19 protein-coding genes are annotated in these 17,271 nt (G+C 75.2%); 9 read left to right on the top strand and 10 right to left on the bottom strand.

From position 1 onward, the window contains the following. Positions 1-77 precede the first annotated feature (77 nt). Positions 78-341, top strand: coding sequence for a tetratricopeptide repeat protein (locus tag EKG83_RS22805; protein WP_033429473.1), 264 nt, complete (start codon positions 78-80; stop codon positions 339-341). 65 nt (positions 342-406) lie between these two features. On the opposite strand, the gene EKG83_RS22800 is transcribed toward EKG83_RS22805, so the two are convergent. From EKG83_RS22800 to EKG83_RS22775, 6 genes are all read right to left on the bottom strand, one after another. Beyond that, positions 407-1,435 carry a cobalamin B12-binding domain-containing protein gene (locus tag EKG83_RS22800; protein WP_033429474.1) on the bottom strand — a complete coding sequence of 343 codons (1,029 nt, stop codon included), beginning with the start codon at positions 1,433-1,435 and terminating at the stop codon, positions 407-409. A 356-nt stretch (positions 1,436-1,791) separates the two neighbouring features. Continuing rightward, a complete protein-coding gene (locus EKG83_RS22795) occupies positions 1,792-2,187 on the bottom strand; it encodes an anti-sigma factor antagonist (protein WP_051765092.1) in 396 nt (131 codons plus the stop codon). Between the two features lie 213 nt (positions 2,188-2,400). Continuing rightward, positions 2,401-2,901 carry an SRPBCC family protein gene (locus tag EKG83_RS22790; protein WP_033429475.1) on the bottom strand — a complete coding sequence of 167 codons (501 nt, stop codon included), beginning with the start codon at positions 2,899-2,901 and terminating at the stop codon, positions 2,401-2,403. Beyond that, entirely contained in the window at positions 2,898-3,263 is a 366-nt protein-coding gene (locus EKG83_RS22785) for a metalloregulator ArsR/SmtB family transcription factor (protein WP_033429476.1), read from the bottom strand. Before EKG83_RS22785 ends, EKG83_RS22790 begins: the two co-directional genes overlap by 4 nt. A gap of 22 nt (positions 3,264-3,285) precedes the next feature. Then, a complete protein-coding gene (locus EKG83_RS22780; RefSeq protein WP_033429477.1) occupies positions 3,286-4,392 on the bottom strand; it encodes a M20 family metallopeptidase in 1,107 nt (368 codons plus the stop codon). 241 nt (positions 4,393-4,633) lie between these two features. Then, complete coding sequence (locus EKG83_RS22775) at positions 4,634-6,022, bottom strand: MFS transporter (protein ID WP_153278943.1); 1,389 nt, start codon at positions 6,020-6,022, stop codon at positions 4,634-4,636. 162 nt (positions 6,023-6,184) lie between these two features. Here EKG83_RS22775 and EKG83_RS22770 point away from each other — a divergent pair, with 162 nt between their 5' ends. The 3 genes from EKG83_RS22770 to EKG83_RS22760 all read left to right on the top strand — a co-directional run bounded on the left by EKG83_RS22770 (position 6,185) and on the right by EKG83_RS22760 (position 9,450). Then, positions 6,185-6,538: a hypothetical protein gene (locus tag EKG83_RS22770; protein ID WP_033429478.1), complete on the top strand. Its 354-nt coding sequence runs from the start codon at positions 6,185-6,187 to the stop codon at positions 6,536-6,538. Positions 6,539-6,852: 314 nt separating this feature from the next. Next, a complete protein-coding gene (locus EKG83_RS22765; protein ID WP_033429479.1) occupies positions 6,853-7,239 on the top strand; it encodes an effector-associated constant component EACC1 in 387 nt (128 codons plus the stop codon). 3 nt (positions 7,240-7,242) lie between these two features. Then, positions 7,243-9,450, top strand: a complete 2,208-nt coding sequence (locus EKG83_RS22760; protein ID WP_051765095.1) for a caspase, EACC1-associated type — start codon at positions 7,243-7,245, stop codon at positions 9,448-9,450. Between the two features lie 29 nt (positions 9,451-9,479). Here the strand turns inward: EKG83_RS22760 and EKG83_RS22755 are convergent, their stop codons facing one another. Next, positions 9,480-10,343: an isocitrate lyase/PEP mutase family protein gene (locus tag EKG83_RS22755; protein ID WP_033429480.1), complete on the bottom strand. Its 864-nt coding sequence runs from the start codon at positions 10,341-10,343 to the stop codon at positions 9,480-9,482. Positions 10,344-10,547: 204 nt separating this feature from the next. On the opposite strand from EKG83_RS22755, the gene EKG83_RS22750 reads away from it, so the two are divergent. The 5 genes from EKG83_RS22750 (at position 10,548) to EKG83_RS22730 (ending at position 12,679) form a co-directional block, all read left to right on the top strand. Next, a complete protein-coding gene (locus tag EKG83_RS22750) occupies positions 10,548-10,781 on the top strand; it encodes a hypothetical protein (RefSeq protein WP_153278306.1) in 234 nt (77 codons plus the stop codon). Between the two features lie 103 nt (positions 10,782-10,884). Then, entirely contained in the window at positions 10,885-11,544 is a 660-nt protein-coding gene (locus EKG83_RS22745) for a dienelactone hydrolase family protein (protein ID WP_084716187.1), read from the top strand. A 127-nt stretch (positions 11,545-11,671) separates the two neighbouring features. After that, complete coding sequence (locus EKG83_RS22740; RefSeq protein WP_033429481.1) at positions 11,672-11,998, top strand: PadR family transcriptional regulator; 327 nt, start codon at positions 11,672-11,674, stop codon at positions 11,996-11,998. Next, a complete protein-coding gene (locus EKG83_RS22735; RefSeq protein ID WP_033429482.1) occupies positions 11,995-12,351 on the top strand; it encodes a DUF1048 domain-containing protein in 357 nt (118 codons plus the stop codon). The genes EKG83_RS22740 and EKG83_RS22735 overlap by 4 nt, the downstream gene beginning before the upstream one ends. A 1-nt stretch (position 12,352) precedes the next feature. Further along, the gene (locus EKG83_RS22730; RefSeq protein WP_033429483.1) at positions 12,353-12,679 is read left to right on the top strand and encodes a DUF1048 domain-containing protein; all 327 of its coding nucleotides are present in this window, start codon (positions 12,353-12,355) and stop codon (positions 12,677-12,679) included. Between the two features lie 43 nt (positions 12,680-12,722). Here EKG83_RS22730 and EKG83_RS22725 read toward each other — a convergent pair whose 3' ends face one another. The 3 genes from EKG83_RS22725 to EKG83_RS22715 are packed head-to-tail and all read right to left on the bottom strand — an operon-like array spanning position 12,723 to position 17,268. Further along, positions 12,723-14,426, bottom strand: coding sequence for an ABC transporter ATP-binding protein (locus EKG83_RS22725; protein WP_228122909.1), 1,704 nt, complete (start codon positions 14,424-14,426; stop codon positions 12,723-12,725). Positions 14,427-14,431: 5 nt separating this feature from the next. After that, positions 14,432-16,159: an ABC transporter ATP-binding protein gene (locus EKG83_RS22720; RefSeq protein ID WP_228122786.1), complete on the bottom strand. Its 1,728-nt coding sequence runs from the start codon at positions 16,157-16,159 to the stop codon at positions 14,432-14,434. Continuing rightward, positions 16,156-17,268, bottom strand: coding sequence for a serine hydrolase domain-containing protein (locus EKG83_RS22715; RefSeq protein ID WP_033429485.1), 1,113 nt, complete (start codon positions 17,266-17,268; stop codon positions 16,156-16,158). The genes EKG83_RS22720 and EKG83_RS22715 overlap by 4 nt, the downstream gene beginning before the upstream one ends. Between the last annotated feature and the right edge of the window lie 3 nt (positions 17,269-17,271).

Below are 17,271 nucleotides of genomic sequence, written 5' to 3'. Positions count from 1 at the left end.
GCCGCGGAACTCCGCGAGCGCCCTCGACGACCCGGACCCCCCACCTCAGCCTGTCCGCGGTCCCTCAACGAGCCGGGGTGGCACACCGCGACCACCACACCGGTCGCCACCACCAGTCCGTCGAGCACTACGAGCGGGCGCCGGCCATCTACCGGGACATCGGCCACGCCTGGGCGGCGGCCAACACGCTCCACGGGCTCGGCCGGCACGACGACGCCCGCGCGGCCTGGCGGAAGGCGCTGGAGCTGTACGAGGCACAGCTGCGCGACGAGGAAGCGTCGTCGCTGCGGGAACTGCTGGGCGCCCTCGACGGCGCGGCCTCCGGGCGGTCGGACCGGTGAACCGTCGACGCCCGCGGGTCCTCCCCGCCCGCGGTGGACGGGTCCACCGCCGGCCTCCGGCAGTCCTAATGCGCCGCCAGGGCCCGCCGCCCGTGGTCCAGGTGGTGACGGGTGCGCGGGTGGTCGTCCAGCACGCGGGCGATCGCCTCCAGCGCGACCTCCACCGACGCCGGTGACACGCCCCGCGCGGCCAGCACCTCGGCGGTCCAGGTGACGAACTCGCCGAACAGCTCCGGGTCGTCCACGTAGACCGACGCGGCGAGGTGGTCGACGATGTCGCCCAGGTCGTCCAGCGTCGCGTCGAGCCGGCGCGCGTCGTAGTCGCGCAGCGGCGGGAACCACTCGTGCAGCGCCGCCAGGCCCGCGTCGACCAGCTCGGCGCGGCGGGCGCGCAGCGCGGCGTACTCCGGGTCGGCGGGCCGGGGCGGTGCCGGCAGCGCCGTGCGCGGCCACTCCGGTCGGTCGAGCAGGTCCGCGGCGGCGCGGGCGGTCGGGGCCCACGTGCCCGCGCCGAGCACCCGCGCCCACCTGCCGTCCGGGCCGAAGCCGAGGCCGCCGACCAGGACCGGCGTGCCGGTGGCCCGGCAGGCGGCGACCACCTGGTCGGCGCGCGGCAGGCCGCGGGGCAGGGTGCAGCTCAGCGCGACCGCGTCCGGGCCGTGCTCCTCCAGGTAGGGCACCAGGTGCGCGGCGGGCACGCTGGCGCCTAGGAAGGTGACCCGCCAGCCCCGGCCCCGCAGCACCTCGGCGACGATGCGCGCCGGCAGGGCGTGCCACTCGCCGTCCAGGCAGGCGACCACCACGTGGCCCCTGGTCGGCGCGGCGGCGGCGCGGTCGCCCACCGCGGCGATCACCCGCTCGGAGATCGCGGTCGCGGCGTGCTCCTGCGCCACGCTCCACCGGTTGGCCTGCCACAGCACGCCGATCTCGACCTGCGCGTCGGCGACGAGCTCCAGCAGCACCACGTCGGCGGGCACGCCGCCGTCGAGCAGCCGCATCGCCAGGTCCACCGCCGCGTGCTCGTCGCCCTCGGCCAGCGCCGCCATCAGCTCCTCGCGGCCCGCCGCCAGGATGTCCACCACCGTGTCCGTCATGCCACCGCCTTCCGCGGCGCGGCCGGCACCGCGCTGCCGTCGTGCCCGCCACCGGTCGGCCGCTGCCCGCTCACCGCCGTCGCGGGCATCACGTGGCGACCCGCCCGGCGAGTGGTGCGGTGGTGGTCCGGTCCGCGGAGTTCGAGCATTCCTCGTCGTCCGGGACCAATTCGCTCCACCACCCCTTGCCTTCCGGTCGTCGTGCCCACGAGTATTGCACGCGGGCATTTCGTCCTTTGTCCCGGAACACGCCGGTGAATTGCATGTTTGGAATGCCGGTTACCGGGGTAGGAGGCTTTCCCGAAGCGCATTGAGGGGTACCCGCGGGGCCGGGTGGCGCAACCGCCGGCGGCCGGTCAACCCCGCAGCACGGCGCGTCGCGCGTCGGTGGCGCGCACGCGCAAAGCCTCCGCCAGCGTGGCCGCGGGCCGCAGGTCGCGGTCGAGGCCGGTGACCTCGAAGGGGCGCAGCACGTGCCGGTGCCGGGCCACCACGCGCAGCTCGACGCCTGCCGCCGACGCGGCGCCGTGGTCGCGCTGGAGCTGGTTGAGCCCGGCTGCGGAGATGAAGTCGACGTCGCTGAGGTCGACCACGACGGGTGCGGGCGGGGTGGCCAGGGCCAGCGCCACGGCCGTTGCCCGGCCCAGCTCGGCGGCGGTCGAGGAGTCCACCTCGCCGACGACGCGCACCACTATCGCGTAACCGTGGACCTCGCGCTCCACCCGGAACGGGCGGTCGAAGTGTGCCACCACGGCCGCGGCCTCCTCACGCTCGAAGAAGGCAGTGGCTGCTTGCTCAACCGGCTGCGTGCCCGAACCGTACCCGGCACGGCGGGATTGCGCAGCCCGACCCCCCGGAGGTTGCCGGAGCGGCGGCGGGGCAGTTCCACGGGACCGGGCGCGGAGTCCCGGCCCGCCCGGTGGCCCCACCGGTCGAAGAGCGGCCGGCGGGACCACCGGCCCCCGTCACGCCGGGTCGCGCAGCCCCTCGAAGTGGGCCTTCATCGACGGGTAGTAGTCGTCGAAGACCGGCTGGGGCGTGCCGTCGCGCGCGGCGACCAGCATGTCCAGGTAGAACTCCCAGCCGGGGCCCACCTCGCCGATGCCCTCCTCGGTGTCGAGGTGGTGCACCAGGCGCAGCTCGGTGGTGCCGTCCACCTCGGCCAGCACCAGCTCCAGCCGCCACACGCCGGCCTCGTCCGCGGTGGACAGGGCCAGCCGGTGGGGCGGGTCGCAGGCGTCGACGCGGACGTCCAGCCACGGCGCCTGCTCCTCGAACACCATCCGCACGCGCACCGTGCGGCCCGGCCCGGCCTCGCCCTCCCAGGGGCCGAACCACCGGGCGGTGCGCTCCGGTTCGGTCACGCTCGCCCACACGTCCTCGGCTAACGCCCGGAACGTGCGGGTGATCACCAGGTCGCTGCCCGCGGGGGTGCGGAACAGGCGACCGGTGGGGATGCGGGTCATGCCGTGTGCTCCTCGGGTCGTTCGGTGGGTCGTCCGGCGCGGCGCTCCCGCCGCGCCCGGTACACCTCGGTCTCCAGCGCGTCGAGGTGGTGCTCCCAGCCCGCGGGGCGGTCGAAGCCCGCGAGCCAGTGGACGAGCGGGACCAGGCCGGAGGCGTCCAGGCGGTAGATCCGCTGCCTGCCCACGAGCTCGTCGCGCACCAGGCCGCTCTCCCGCAGCACGCGCAGGTGCCTGCTCACCGCCGGGCGGCTGATCTCGAACCGCTCCGCGAGCTGCCCGGCCGACAGCCGGGCGTCGTCGCGCAGCAGCTCCAGGATCCGCCGCCGGACCGGGTCCGCGATCGCGGCCGCCACCTCGTCCACGGGCGGAAGCGTAACCTCTGGGTTACGCGTTCGGCAACGACCGGCGGGCGACGTCGTCCAGGAACGCGTGCAGGGCCCGCCGGTAGGGCTCGACCGTGGTCAGGTCGGCGTGCTCGTCGGGGCCGTGCTGCCCGTCGCCGCCGACGCCGAAGATCACCGCGTCGACACCGGCCCGGTGGTAGAACCGGGAGTCCGCCGCGCCGTGCTTGCGCAGCAGCTCGCCGGAGTGGCCCTGGGCGCGCGCGGCCGCCTGCAACGCCCGCACGTCGGCGCCGTCCGGATCGGCCCGGTGCGGTGGTTCGAGGTCGACCACCTCGGCCGTCACGCCCGGCGGGCACAGCGCGGTGAGGTGGGCGGCGACCTGCCCGGGCGTGCGGCCGGCGAAGTCGGCGTCCTCGGGCGGGAACCGGATGTCCAGGTGGGCGGTCGCGTCGGCGGGCACCTGGTTGAGCGCCTGGTTGCCGGTGGTGATCCGGGCGACGTTGACCGTGGTGCGCCACTCCTCGGCCTCGGCCACGGGGTACTTCGCCAGCACCCCGTCGACCGCGCGCACCACCTTGAGCACCGCGTTGTCGCCCAGCCACTGGTAGGCGCTGTGCCCGGCCCGGCCGGTCGCGTGCAGCCGCGCGATGGCCAGGCCCTTGGACTCGGTGACCACCCGCAGCGCGCTGTGCTCGCCGATGACCGCGAAGTCCGCGGTCACGCCCTGTTCGAGCTGGTGGCGGGTGCCGTCGCGCCCGCCGACCTCCTCGTCGGTGACGAGCTGGAGCCCGAGCGGGAACGGCAGTTCGCGCGCCCGGTCCCGGAACACCCCGGCGAGCACCAGCGCGGACAGCTTCATGTCCTGCGCGCCGCGGCCGACCAGCAGGTCGCCCTCGCGGCGGGCGCGGAACTGCGCGTCCGCGCCGGGCACCACGTCGAGGTGGGCGTTGAAGACCACCCGGAAGTGCGGCCGGTCCGGGCCCGTGTGGACGAGGGCGCTGGGCTTGCCGCGCGAGGAGAACCGCTCGACGGTGAAGCCGGGCCCGACCGCGTCGAGCACGAGGTCCAGCGCGCGGGCGAGGTCTTCGGGCCGGTCGGCGGTCGACCGGATGGCGATCAGCTCCTCGGCGAGCGACAGGATGTCCATGCGGCCATCGTGCCCGGCCGGCCTCCTCCCCCGCCGGTCCGAACAGGTGGCACCACGCCCGCCGGCCAGCCGTTCTCGGGCGACGCGCCCGACGACCCGCGCCCGCGCGTCAGCCGACCACTCCCGAGCGGTGCGCTCAACGACCCGCCCCCGCCCGCCGGCCAACCGCTCCCGGGCGACGCGCCCGACGACCCACGCCCGCCCGCCACCCGGGAGTCTCGGCGCGACCGCCGGCCGGGCGTCAGCCCGCGTCCGAGACCACGTGCTCGGCCCCCTCCTGCGCCGCCGGGCAGCGCGGTCGGTTGCGCAGCTCGACCACGGCCACCACCAGGGCCACCGCCACGGCCACGACCGCACCGCCGAGCGCCACCGACACCGCCACCCGGAAGTCGCGGTCCGAGGCCGACAGCACCGAGTAGAACACGCCCGCCAGGGCCGCCGTGCCGATCGCCGCGCCGATGCGCTGCCCGGTCTGCAGCGCACCGCCGGCCGCGCCCGCCATCGACACCGGCACATGCCGCAGCGTCAGCGTGGTGTTCGGCGAGATCACCCAGCCACCGCCGACGCCGGCCACCAGCAGGGCCGGTGCCACCGCCCACCCGGCCACGTGCGGCGGTGCCAGCCGCAGCACCACCGCGGTCACCGCCAGACCCGTCACCACCAGGCTCAACCCGGTCACGGTGAGCCTGCGGCCCCACCGCTCCACCAGCCGGCCGCCGACCACCGCCGCCACCGCCGACCCGAGCGCGAACGGCGTCACGGCCAGGCCCGACTGCAGCGGCGTGTAGCCCAGGCCGGTCTGGAAGAACAGCGCGAACACCAGCCAGATCCCGCTGAACCCGACGAAGTAGACCATCCCCAGCAGCGCGCCCGTGCCGTAGCCGGGCGTGCTGCTGAACAACCCGATGTCCAGCAGCGGCGAGCACCCGCGCGCCGCGTACTGCCGCTCCCAGCGCACGAACACCACCAGCAGCGCCGCGCCCACCGCGAACAGCCACCACAGGTCGGTCAGCCCACCGGACTCGGCCAGCACCAGCGGCAGCATCAGCGCCAGCACGCCGACGCCCAGCAGCGCCGCGCCGACCGGGTCGAGGTGCCCGCGCCGTCCACCGCGCCGGCGCGGCAGCAACCGGGCCGCCAGCACCAGGGCCACCACGCCGATCGGCACGTTGACGTAGAAGATCCAGCGCCACCCCTCGTCCTCGCCCGCCACCGCGAGGATCACGCCGCCGACCACCGGCCCGACCGCGGTCGAGATGCCCACGGTCGCGCCGAAGAACCCGAACGCCCGACCCCGCTCGGCACCCCGGAACAGCTGCTGGATCAGCGCCGAGTTCTGCGGTGCCAGCGCACCCGCGGACACGCCCTGCAGCAGCCGCGCCACGACCAGCACCTCCGTGGTCGGCGCCAGCCCGGCCAGGGCGCTGAACAGCACGAACCCGCCCAGCGCGCACAGGAACATGGTGCGGCGGCCGATCGCGTCGCCGAGCCGCCCGGCGGGCACCAGGGCCAGGCCGAAGGCCAGCGCGTACCCGGACACCACCCACTGCACGCCGGCGGGCGTGGTGCCCAGGCCGTGCTGGATCGAGGGCAGCGCGACGGAGACGATGCTGACGTCGAGCAGGCTCATGAAGCCCGCCACCAGGGTCACCGTCAGCGCCCGCCAACGCCGCGGGTCCGGCTCGTACGCGCTGGTCACCAACTATTCCTACCCCGCGCCGCGATCACCCGCACGGCGACGGGGTGTGACGCACCGGGTGTTTTCCGCGCGACGGGTGGATACCCCAGCGGCATGGATGCCGAGGCGAACGTCACCGACGAAGACCTGCGCCGGTTCGTGCTGGACGGGCTGGCCGAGGACGAGCAGCGACTGGCCCGCGAGGAGCTGCCGCTGCTGGACGAGGCCGAGCGGCAGGGCAGGCTGCGCGTGCTGCGCACCGACGACGGGCAGGGGCTGATCCTGGTGCCGGGGCCGGCCCAAGCGCAGGGCGAGCGCGAGCCCGTGCCGTTCGAGGAGAAGGCGCGCTGGCTGCGCGAGGAGGTCGAGCACACCGGGGACCGCGACGTGCTCGGCCTGCTGGCCACGGCCTACGACACCCGCCACGGCTGGCAGGAGGAGTGGCGGCCCACCCCGGTCGGCGGCTGACCGCCCGATCGGGGAACGACCCGGCGGGCCCGGTGGTCGACGCGGCGGTGGTCGACCACCGGGCCCGCCCTTTCCGACGTGCCACAGCTCCACCACGCTGCCTCCACCACGCCACGCCGCCGCCACGCCACGCCGCGCCGCCGCCCCGCCGCCCGGCCCTTCCGCCCCGCCGCCCCGCCGCGCCTCCCTCTCCACCACAACCGCAGCTCCAGGCCACAACCGCGCCGGCCACGCAGCGCCCCGGGCCGTAACGGCGCCCGGCCGCCGGCGACATCCCCGGTGCAAGGTCCTTCACCCCGATGACGGGAGGGCCGATGGGCACCGAGGACGAACGCGTCGTGCTCCTCGTGGTCGAGCCGGACCCGGACGTCGACCCGGACAGCGCCGACCGCCTCGCGCGCCGGCTGCGCACCGAGGTCGCACAGCTCGACGTCGACGCCCGGCTGGCCGCGGCCGGGCCGTCACCGGAAGGCGCCAAGGTCGGGGACCCGGTCGCGCTGGGCGCCGTGCTGGTCGCGCTGAGCGCTTCCGGCGGGGTGTTCCCGCTGCTCGTCGAGACGGTCCGGGACTGGCTCGCGCGGCAGGCCGCGCGGCACCGGGTGTCGCTCACCGTCGACGGGGACACTATCACGCTGGAGAAGGCCACCGCGGCCGAGCGGCGGGCGCTGGTCGACGCCTACGTGCAGCGGCACTCGGGGTGAACCGTGGGCCGGCGGCTGGCGCTGTTGATCGCGACCTACGAGTACGAGGACGCGGGGCTGCGCAGGCTGACCGCGCCCGCCCACGACGCGGAGGCCCTGGCCGAGGTGCTGGCCGACCCGTCGATCGCCGGGTTCGAGGTCACCACGCTGGTCAACGAGCCGCTGCACCGGGTGGGCCGGTCGATCGGCGAGTTCTACCGCGACCGCCGCCGCGACGACCTGACGCTGCTCTACTTCACCGGTCACGGCCTCAAGGACGACGAGGGCAGGCTGTACCTCGCGATGACCAACACGGCCCGGGACAACCTGCTGTTCACCGGTTTGCCCGCCGAGCAGGTCGACCAGGCGATGGAGGGCTGCGCGTCCCGCCGGAAGATCCTCGTGCTCGACTGCTGCTACAGCGGCGCGTTCCCGGCGGGGCGCATCGCGAAGGCGGACACGGCCGTCCACGCCCTCGAACGCTTCCAGGGCCGGGGCCGCACCGTCCTGACCGCGTCGGACGCCACGCAGTACTCCTTCGAGGGCGACCGGCCGCACGGGCGGGCCGCGCAGTCGGTGTTCACCCGCCACCTGGTCGCGGGCCTGCGCGACGGCAGCGCGGACCTCGACGGCGACGGCGACATCACCGTGGACGAGCTGTACGGCTACGTCCACGACCACGTGGTCGAGGAGATGCCCCAGCAACGCCCGAAGAAGCAGGACGACGTGCAGGGCCGCACGGTCATCGCCCGCAACGTCAACTGGACCCTGCCCGGCTACCTGGCCAACGCCCTGACCAGCCCCATCGCCACCGATCGCCTCGGCGCGCTCGACGGCCTGGCCCGCCTGCGCCGCGTGGGCAACGACCTCGTCCGGGCTCGCGCGGAGCAGGAGATCCGCCGCCTCGCCGACGACGACAGCCGCCAGGTCTCCACCGCGGCCGCCGCCCTGCTCGCCGATTCGACGCCCGCCACCCCGGAACGGGCTGCCGCCGAATCGACACCCGAACCCGAACCCGAGCCACTCCCCCCGCCTCCAGCCACATCGACACCCGAGCCGACACCCGAGCCGCTCCCGCCACCCCCACTCCCGGCCACACCCCGGACCGAATCACCCCTCCGCCGCGCCCTCGCCTCCCGCCGCGTCCGACTGGTCGCCCTGCTCACCGCGGCCGCCCTGGTCGTGACCACGGTCGTCGTACTGGTGAACCGGGGCGACTCGGATTCCGGCGGCAGCGCGGCGCCCGCGGCCGCGGCGCCCGTCATCACCGGCACCGCCGAACGAATCGTGCTCAGCCCCGACGCCGGCACCCTCGCCGGCTTCACCACGACCGGGGGCGAGCGCGTCCAGTTCTGGGACGTGCGCACCGGCCAGGCCGTCGACGCCGTCGACGGCAACGCCTTCTCCTTCGCCTTCAGCGCCGCCCCGCACACCGTCGCCGTCGGCGGGTCCGACGGTTCGGCGGTCCTCCGGGACCTGACCACCCACCGCACCAGGGCGGAGCTGCGGGGCACCACGACCGGACCGGCGCTGGCGTTCGCCCCGGACGGCGGAACGCTCGCCACCGCCTCCTCCTGCGCCTGCACGGCCCCCTTCGACAACCCGGTCCTGCTGTGGAACGCGGCCGACGGCCGGCAGGTCGCGACGCTCCCCGGGCACACCAACGGCGTCCAGCACCTGTCCTTCAGCCGCGACGGCCGCCTGCTCCTCACCGGCTCGGTCGACCGGACGGTCCGCGTCTGGGACGTCGCGACCGGCCGGAACACCGCTACCTTCGAGGCCGGTTACGTCGCCGTCTTCGGCCCGGACGGCACCGTGATCGCCGCCAGCAGCCACTACACCGACAAGATCAGCCTGTGGGACACCGCCACGGGCGCCCGCATCCGCTCCCTCGACGGCGCCGGCGAACCCGTGTCGTTCAGCACCGACGGCACGACCCTGGCCACCACGAACTTCGACCGGACTGTCGTGCAGCTGTGGGAGGTGGCCACCGGCGAGCTGCTCCACACCACCACCCCGGAGGGCCCGTGGGCGATCAGCCCCGACCACCGGAGCCTGGCCGTCGGCGAGCCCGACAACCTGGTGCGCGTGGTCGACGCCGCGACCGGCGACCTCAAGAACGCCCTGACCGGCCACACCGCCCGCGTCACGGACCTGACCTACAGCGCCGACGGCCGGCTCCTCGTGTCCGCCGGGGCCGACGGCACGATCCGGGTGCGGCCCACCGGCTGAAGGCCGCGCCGCCCGCCCGGACCCGGCCTTCAGCGGGCGGGCACCGAGGTCGCGCGCTGCGCGGGCAGGTCCCGTGCCCCGAGGTTCCGCGCCATGAGCTCCTGCGACTCCGCCACCCCGATCGAGCCGACGGGCAGCGCCCCGCCGCTCCGCTTCAGCCCCACCACCGCCTCCTCGATGGCCGCGTGCGCGGCGAACAGGCACGGCGTGCTGTAGATCGCCACGTCGACCCCCAGCTCCGCCAACCCGGGCAGGTCCAGCCGGGGCGAGCGGCCGCCCGCGATCTGGTTGAACACCAGCGGCCTGGTGCCCGCCGCCCGCCGCACCCCGCGCAGCACCTCGACCGACGGCACGCCGTCCACCAGCACCGCGTCCGCGTCGGTCGCGGCCAGCGCGGCGGCCCGGCGCAGCATCTCCGGTTCCCCGGTGGCGTCGGTGCGGGCCACCACGACCAGGTCGGTGCGGGCGGCCAGGACGCGGTCGAGCTTGTCCAGGTACTCCGACAGGGGCAGCACCTGCTTGCCGCCCACGTGCCCGCACCGGCGCGGCCGCCGCTGGTCCTCCAGCACCACGCCCGACGCGCCGACCTGCTCCAGGGCGCGCACCGCGTGGCAGGCCACCTCCGGGTCGACGTAACCGTCGTCGACGTCCACCAGCAGGTGGTGGCGCGGGAACGCCAGCCGCAGCCGCTGCACGAACCCGACCACGTCCGGCCAGGCGATGAACCCGATGTCGGGCAGGCCGTAGTGGGACGCGGCGAGGCCGAAGCCGGAGACGAACAACGCGTCGTAGTGCCGTGCCGCGACCGACGCCGACAGCATGTCGAACACGCCGATCACCGGCGTGACGCCCGCGGACGCCAACTCCCGGCGCAATGCCTGACCATGATCCATGCGGCGCACGCTGCCGGCCCGCGCGCACCCGGTCGAGATATCGAAAGGATGATCCACAACGGGGCTCGGGCCCGCGCGAACACCCGGTCGAGCTGCCGGTCCAGCAACACCACCGCGCGGTCCGGCGCCGTCTGCCCGAGCAGCACACCGCGCAGCGGGGTGCGCTGCCCCGGGGCGTCGCCGAAGGCGGCCAGGCGCTCGCGCGTGCCGCTCGGCGTCGGAGTTGAGCAGTTCCAGGGCGGACCGCAGCAGTGTCGAGCGGGTGCCGAACTTATTGGTGCGATCGCACCAAAACTCGACGCGAAGGGTTTCCGGGATGTGAACAGGTACGTCGTGGCGCTGATCGCCGGGATGGTGCCGCTCGCGGCGGGCGCCGCCCTGGTCGGTTGGGCCGACGCGCGGCGGCGTGCCGATCGGGGGAACCGATCCGCGCGATGAACGGGCGGTGTCGAATTCGGTATTTCTACGGACCGGCCGACCGACCCGCGTGAACCACGCTGAGCCGATCACCCCGTGAGCACGCGACCAGAACGGTGGACCGGTGATCGCCTTGCCCGTCGAGGACCTGCCCGTGGACCGACCCGCGGTGCGCGGCGCGCCGCTGCGGCTCGCCACCGCCGACGGCACGCGCTTCCCCGCCTACCGGGCCCTGCCGGTCGAGCCGGCCGCCGCCGGGGTGGTGGTGCTGCCCGACGTGCGCGGCGCGCGCGAGTTCCACGACGACCTGGCCCACGGGTTCGCCGAGGCCGGCGTGGCCGCCCTGGTGCTCGACCGCTACGACCGCGACCTGGTCCAGCCGGCCGTGCGGGCGGCGGTGGACCACCTGTTCGCCCTGGGCGTGACCGCCGCGTTCACCGTCGGGTTCGGCCTGGGCGGCGCCCTGTCCTGGGCCCAGGCCGCCCTCGAACCGCGGCTGGCCGGCGCGATCGGGTTCTGCGGCAGGCCGGCCGGGTGCCGGGACCTGGTCGGGCGGATGACCCGGCCGGTGCTGGTGCTCGCCGCGGGCGCGGACGCGCTCACCCCGGTCGAGGAGAGCCTGGCCTTCGACCGCGCGCTGACCGAGGCCGGCGTGCCGCACGAGTTCCGCCTCTACGAGGCCGCGCCGCACTCGTTCTTCGACGGCGACCTGCCCGACCAGGCCGACCACGCCGCCGACGCGTGGCGGCGGGTCCTGGCGTTCATCGAGGAGCACGGGGCGTGACCCCGTAGCGGTCCCGCATGCGCGAACGGGGCCCGGGACGTTCCCGGGCCCCGCGGTCCACTACTCAGTGGTACTGTGCACCGGTACTCAGTGCCACTGAGTACCGAGAGGACCGAAGAGGGCCCCGGTGGACGACCTGACGGAAATGCTGAAGGGCACGCTGGAGGGCTGCGTGCTCCAGATCATCGGCGACGAGGAGACCTACGGGTACGCCATCACGCGCCGGTTGAACGAACTCGGCTTCGCCGACGTCGTCGAGGGGACGGTGTACGCGATCCTGCTGCGGCTGGAGCGCAACGGGCTCGTCCGGGTCGCGAAACGACCGTCCGGGAAGGGCCCGCCGCGGAAGTTCTACGCGCTCAACGAGGCGGGGCGCGAAGAACTCGCGACGTTCTGGGCGAAGTGGGAGTACGTCACCTCTCGGATCGACCGGCTGAGGGAGGGTGGGAGATGAAGTTCTGGGACACCATCACGGGCAACGACCTCACCAGGGACTGCGAGGCGTTCGAAGTGCGGGCCGGGGCGTTGCCGGCCGAGTACCGGGCGGCGTGGGAAGAGGTCAAGTGCCACCTCTTCCCCTACGGGAGCTTCACCGGCCGGAACCTGGTGCCGATCCTCGACGGCGCGCTGGGGCTGCTGGAGGAGACGGCGGCCGACGGGCTGGGCGTCCACGAGGTGCTGGGTGACGACGTCGAGGGCTTCTGCGCGGCGCTGGCCGGCGGGGAGGGTGCCCGGACCCATCGCGACCGGTGGCGCGAGAAGTTGAACGGCAACGTCGCGAGGAAACTGGCCCGGCTGGGAGGCTGACGTGGGCGTGCGGGACATCATCGAGGGCAAGAGGCAGTGGCGGGCGCACGTGGCGCGGGTCAAGGCGCTCCCGCCGGACTACCGGATCGTCTACGGGGAGATGCAGAGGTACCTGTTCAAGGTCGGGCCGGTCGACCTGTTCGGCGGGAGCCTGCTGCCGGGGGTCGTCGAGTTCTTCGAGGAGGGCGTCGCGGCCCGCAAGGGCGTCCTGGAACTCATCGGTGACGACGTCGCCGCCTTCTGCGACGACCTGGTCCGGGACTCGCGCACCTGCGCGGACCTCGACCTGGGGTCCACCGGCGGCAACCCCGGCACGACCGGGGCGTGACCGCCGCGGACCGGCTCCCCCACCGGTCCGCGGCGGTCGCGGGTCACCCGCCCACCTCCGCCGCGGACAGGTGCCAGAAGTCGGCGTAGCGGCCGCCCCGGCGCAGCAGCTCGTCGTGGCTCCCCTGCTCCACGACCCGACCGCCGTCGAGGAAGGCGATGTGGTCGGCGTGCCGGACCGTCCGCAGCCGGTGCGCCACCACGACCACGGTCCGACCGGCGACCAGGCGTTCGACGCCCCGGTGGACCGCCGCCTCGTTCACCGGGTCCAGCGCCGAGGTCACCTCGTCCAGCAGCACGACGGGCGCGTCCTTGAGCAGCGCCCGCGCGATCGACACCCGTTGCCGCTCCCCACCGGACAGCAGCGCACCGCCCTCGCCGACGTTCGCCGCCCACCCGCCGGGCAGCCGCGCGACCACCTCGTCGAGCCCCGCCGCGCTCGCCGCCGCCCGCACCTCGGCCCCGTCGGCGTCGGGGCGGCCCAGGCGCACGTTGTCCTCGATGGTGCCGTCGAACAGGTAGACGTCCTGGAAGACGACGGCGATCCGCGACATCAGCACCCCGCTGTCGATCGCGCGCACGTCCACCCCGCCCACGCGCACCGCGCCCGCGGTCACGTCGTGGAACCGCGCGAGCAGGTGCAGCAGCGTGCTCTTGCCCGCGCCCGACGGCCCGACCACGGCCAGCCGCCGCCCCTCCGGCACGGTCAGCGACACGTCGTCGAGCACCACCCGGTCGCCGTGCCGGAAGGTGACCGAGTCGAACTCCAGGTCGTGGCGCCGCGGCCGGACCGGGTCGGGCGGCTCCGGCAGCGGCTCGGCGCGCAGCACCGCGTCGAGCCGGACCAGCTCGGCCCGCGCGCCGCGCAGCCTGCCGGCCAGCTCGGACAGCGCCAGCAGCGGGTCGGCGCAGCGGGCGGCCAGCACCAGGACCGCCAGGACCTCCGGCGCGCCGGCGTGCCCGCCCAGCGCGAGGTGGGCGCCCAGCACGAGCAACGCGGTGAACACCGCCTGCACCACGAGCACCGAGCCCACCACGCCGGGCAGCGCCGACAGCGCGGAGCGGCGGGACGCGCGCTGGAGTTCGCGCAGCGCGTCGTCGAGCAGCCGGAAGCGCTCGCCGGTCCGGCCGCCGGCCCGCAGCACCGGCTGGGCCTGGAGGTACTCGACGACCCGCGCGGTGGCCTCGTGGTCGAGTTCGGCGCGCCGCGCGTCGTCGGCGGCCGTCGCGCGCGCCGTCCACGCCTGGACCGCGACCACGACCGGCGCGGCGGCCAGCGCGGCCAGCCCCAGCCGCCAGTCGAAGGCCAGCACCACCGCGACGACCACCAGGGGCGTCACGGTGGCGGAGATGAACGGCGCCAGCAGGTGCGCGATCACGCTCACCGCCCGGAGCACGCCCTGACCGGCCAGGGCGGACACCTCGCCGACCCGGCCGGCGCGGTACCAGCCGACGGGCAGCCGGGCCAGGTGCTCGCCGAGGCGGTGGTACGCGCCGCGCAGCAGCGTGGTCCCGACCCGGAAGCCGGACAGGTCGCCGCGGTAGCGCAGCACCGCGCACACCGCGACCGCCGCCCCGAAGGCGGCCAGCCAGGGCCACACGTCCCCCGGCGTGCCGCCGAACAGCGCCCGCAGCACCGGGACCAGCAGGGCGCAGGACAGCCCTTCCGCGACCGCGGTCACCGTCATCAGGGCCACGGTGCGGCGCACCGGCGGTGCGTGCTCGTCCCCCAGCACGCGCAACAGCATCCGGATCACCGGCTCACCCCTCCGACCGCCGACCAGAACTCGGCGAACCTCCCGTTGCGCGCCAACAGCTCCGCGGGCGCGCCCTGCTCGACGACCACCCCGTCGTCCAGGACCACGACGGTGTCGGCATCGGCGATCGTCTCCAGGCGGTGGGCGATGACCAGGACGGTCCGCTCGCCCTCCAGCGCCGCCAGGGCCCGGCGCACCGCCCGCTCGGTCCGCGGGTCGGCGAAGGCGGTCGCCTCGTCGAGCACCAGGACGGGCGCGTCGGCGAGCAGGGCGCGGGCGAGCGAGATCCGCTGCGCCTCGCCGCCGGAGAAGCCGGCGTCGTCCCCGACCACCGAGTCGTAGCCGCGCGGCAGCTCGGTGATCCGGTCGTGGACGTCGGCCAGCCGGGCGGCGCGGACCACGTCGTCGCGGTCGGCGTGCGGTACCGCCAGGGCGATGTTGTCCGCGACCGACGCGCGCAGCAGGTGGGTCTCCTGGAAGACGAACGACACCGCCCGGTACAGCTCCCGGTCGGCCAGCTCGCGCAGGTCGGCGCCGCCCAGCAGGACCGCCCCGCCGGTCGGGTCGGAGAACCGCGGCAGCAACCGGACCAGGGTGGACTTCCCGCTGCCCGACGGCCCGACGACCGCGGTGGTGGTGCCCGGTTCGAGCACCAGGTCGACCCCGCGCAGCACCTCGCGGCCGGGCTCGTAGCCGAACCGGACGCCGCGCAGCTCCACCCGGTGCCCGCGCGGTGCCACGGGGTGCGCGGGCTCGGGCAGCGGCGGCACGGCCGACACGTCCCGGATCCGGCCGACCGCGCGGTGGGCGGCCCGCAGCTCGTCGAAGCCGTGGCCCAGGGCCGCCACCGGGGCGGTCAGGCCCAGGCCGAGCAGCAGGAACGGCAGCAGGTCGGCCGGGGCGAGACCACCGCCGGTGACCAGGACCGCGCCGCCGACGAGCACGACCAGCAGCACGAACGGCGGCGACAGCACCAGCTGCACGGCCGCGGCCGTGCCGGAGATGCCGCGCACCCACCGGGTGAACGTGCCGACGAACTCGTCGGTGGCCGCGCGGTACCCGCGGTGGGCCCGCTCGGCACCGCCGAACGCCTTGACCACCGCGATGCCCCGCACGAACTCCACCACCGAGTCCGAGATCCGGGCCATGGCCGCGTCGAACTCCTCCTGCTCGCGCTGCCGGGCGGGCACCATCATGAGCGGTACCAGGGCCAGCGCGAGCACCACCGGCACGAGCGTGACCAGCGTGAGCCGCCAGTCGACGGTGACCAGGTAGACCAGCGACACCAGCGGCACCACGAACGCGGAGACCAGTTCGCCGGGGGTGTGGGCGATGAACGGGTGCACGGCGCCCACGTCCTCGCCCACCAGCTTCGCCAGCTCGCCGGTCCGGCGCCGGGCGAGCCAGCCGATCGGCACGCGCCCCAGCCGCTCGGCCAGCCGACGGCGGAACGCGAGCTGCACCCGGCCGTCGACGAGGTGCCCGATCCCGGCCGAGGCGGCCGTGCACGACAGCCGGACGAACAGGCCGACCGCGCCCACGACCAGGGTGAACCGGACGTGACCGGGGTCGACCGGGCCGGGTGGGAGCAGGGCGCGCCCCAGTTCGACCACGGCCAGCAGCGGCGCCAGGCCCGCGACCGCGCCGACGACCTGGAGGACCACCACGGCGGCGAACCCGCCCAGGTGGGGGCGCAGCAACCCGGACAGGCCCGGCGCGGTCACCACCCACCGCCCATGGCCCGCCCGGTGAACGCGGCCAGCGCGTCGTCGATCGGGTGGCGCCGCACCCCGCCCGCGGCGTCGGGCCGGTTCCACCGCGCGAGGTTCACCGCGATCGACATCTGCCGCGCGCCGTCCTCGCTGATCAGCGACATGGTGCAGGCACCCCAGACCGTGCCGTCGTGCCCCCACAGGGTGCCGAGGCCCGGGACCTCGAAACGCCGCAGCCCGAGGCCGTAGGCGATGTCCTCGCCGGTCTGGGAGCGCACCGGCACCGCGCGCCGCATCTCCGCCAGCGTCGACCGGCTCACGATCTTGCCGTCGAACAGCGCGGCGTAGAAGCGGTTGAGGTCCGCCACGGTCGACACCAGCGCGGCACCCACCCCGACCCAGGACATGTCGTAAACGCTGTAGTCGCGCGGCGGGTCGACCAGGCCGTGGAAGGACTCGTACATCAGCGGGTGGGGCCCGTCGACGCGCGGCCCGTCCGGGAAGGAGGTGTGCCGGAGCCCGGCGCGCTCGATGACGTCGCGGGTGATGCGCTCCTCCGCCGGGGTGCCGGTCACGCGCTCCAGGAGCCGGCCGAGGATCAGGTAGTTGGCGTTGGAGTAGGTCCCGGGCAGCTCGCCGGGCTTCCCGGCGGGTGCCGCGAGCCCCATCGCGATCAGCTCGGCCGGCCGGAACCGCCGGAACCGGTTGTCGTCCAGGCTCTCGGGCGACATGTCCCGCAGGGACGGGAAGGCGCGCAGGGACGGGAAGGCGTGAGGCAGGTACTCCGGGATGCCGCTGGTCTGGTCGAGCAGCATCCGGACGGTGATCTCCCGGCCCCGCTCCCCCGGCACCAGGCCCGGCAGGTGGTCGTCGATCGGCGCGTCGAGGCCGATCCGCCCCTCCTCCACCAGTCCCAGCACCGCCGCGGCGGTGAAGGTCTTGGTGACGCTGCCGACGCGCTGGCGCAGGTCGGGGTGGGCGGGACGGCCGGTGGCCAGGTCGGCGACCCCGGCCGCGCCGCGCCACACCCGGCCGGCCTCGCGCACCTCGGCGAACACACCGGGCACCCCGGCGCGGTGGATGTCGTCCAACGTGGACTGCAAATCGGTTCGGACCTTCACCGG

Origin of the sequence: Saccharothrix syringae (assembly GCF_009498035.1) — a bacterium.
Classification (GTDB): Bacteria; Actinomycetota; Actinomycetes; order Mycobacteriales; family Pseudonocardiaceae; genus Actinosynnema; species Actinosynnema syringae.
Note: the sequence above shows the minus strand (reverse complement) of the source record. Positions and strands in the feature narration are given on the sequence as shown.

Coding starts and splice junctions, on each gene's coding strand:
- EKG83_RS22735 (WP_033429482.1), top strand. CDS start 11,995: ATGAAGTTCTGGGACACCATCACGGGCAACGACCTCACCAGGGACTGC.
- EKG83_RS22775 (WP_153278943.1), bottom strand. CDS start 6,022: ATGAGCCTGCTCGACGTCAGCATCGTCTCCGTCGCGCTGCCCTCGATC.
- EKG83_RS22790 (WP_033429475.1), bottom strand. CDS start 2,901: ATGACCCGCATCCCCACCGGTCGCCTGTTCCGCACCCCCGCGGGCAGC.
- EKG83_RS22755 (WP_033429480.1), bottom strand. CDS start 10,343: ATGGATCATGGTCAGGCATTGCGCCGGGAGTTGGCGTCCGCGGGCGTC.
- EKG83_RS22780 (WP_033429477.1), bottom strand. CDS start 4,392: ATGGACATCCTGTCGCTCGCCGAGGAGCTGATCGCCATCCGGTCGACC.
- EKG83_RS22800 (WP_033429474.1), bottom strand. CDS start 1,435: ATGACGGACACGGTGGTGGACATCCTGGCGGCGGGCCGCGAGGAGCTG.
- EKG83_RS22725 (WP_228122909.1), bottom strand. CDS start 14,426: ATGCTGTTGCGCGTGCTGGGGGACGAGCACGCACCGCCGGTGCGCCGC.
- EKG83_RS22770 (WP_033429478.1), top strand. CDS start 6,185: ATGGATGCCGAGGCGAACGTCACCGACGAAGACCTGCGCCGGTTCGTG.
- EKG83_RS22765 (WP_033429479.1), top strand. CDS start 6,853: ATGGGCACCGAGGACGAACGCGTCGTGCTCCTCGTGGTCGAGCCGGAC.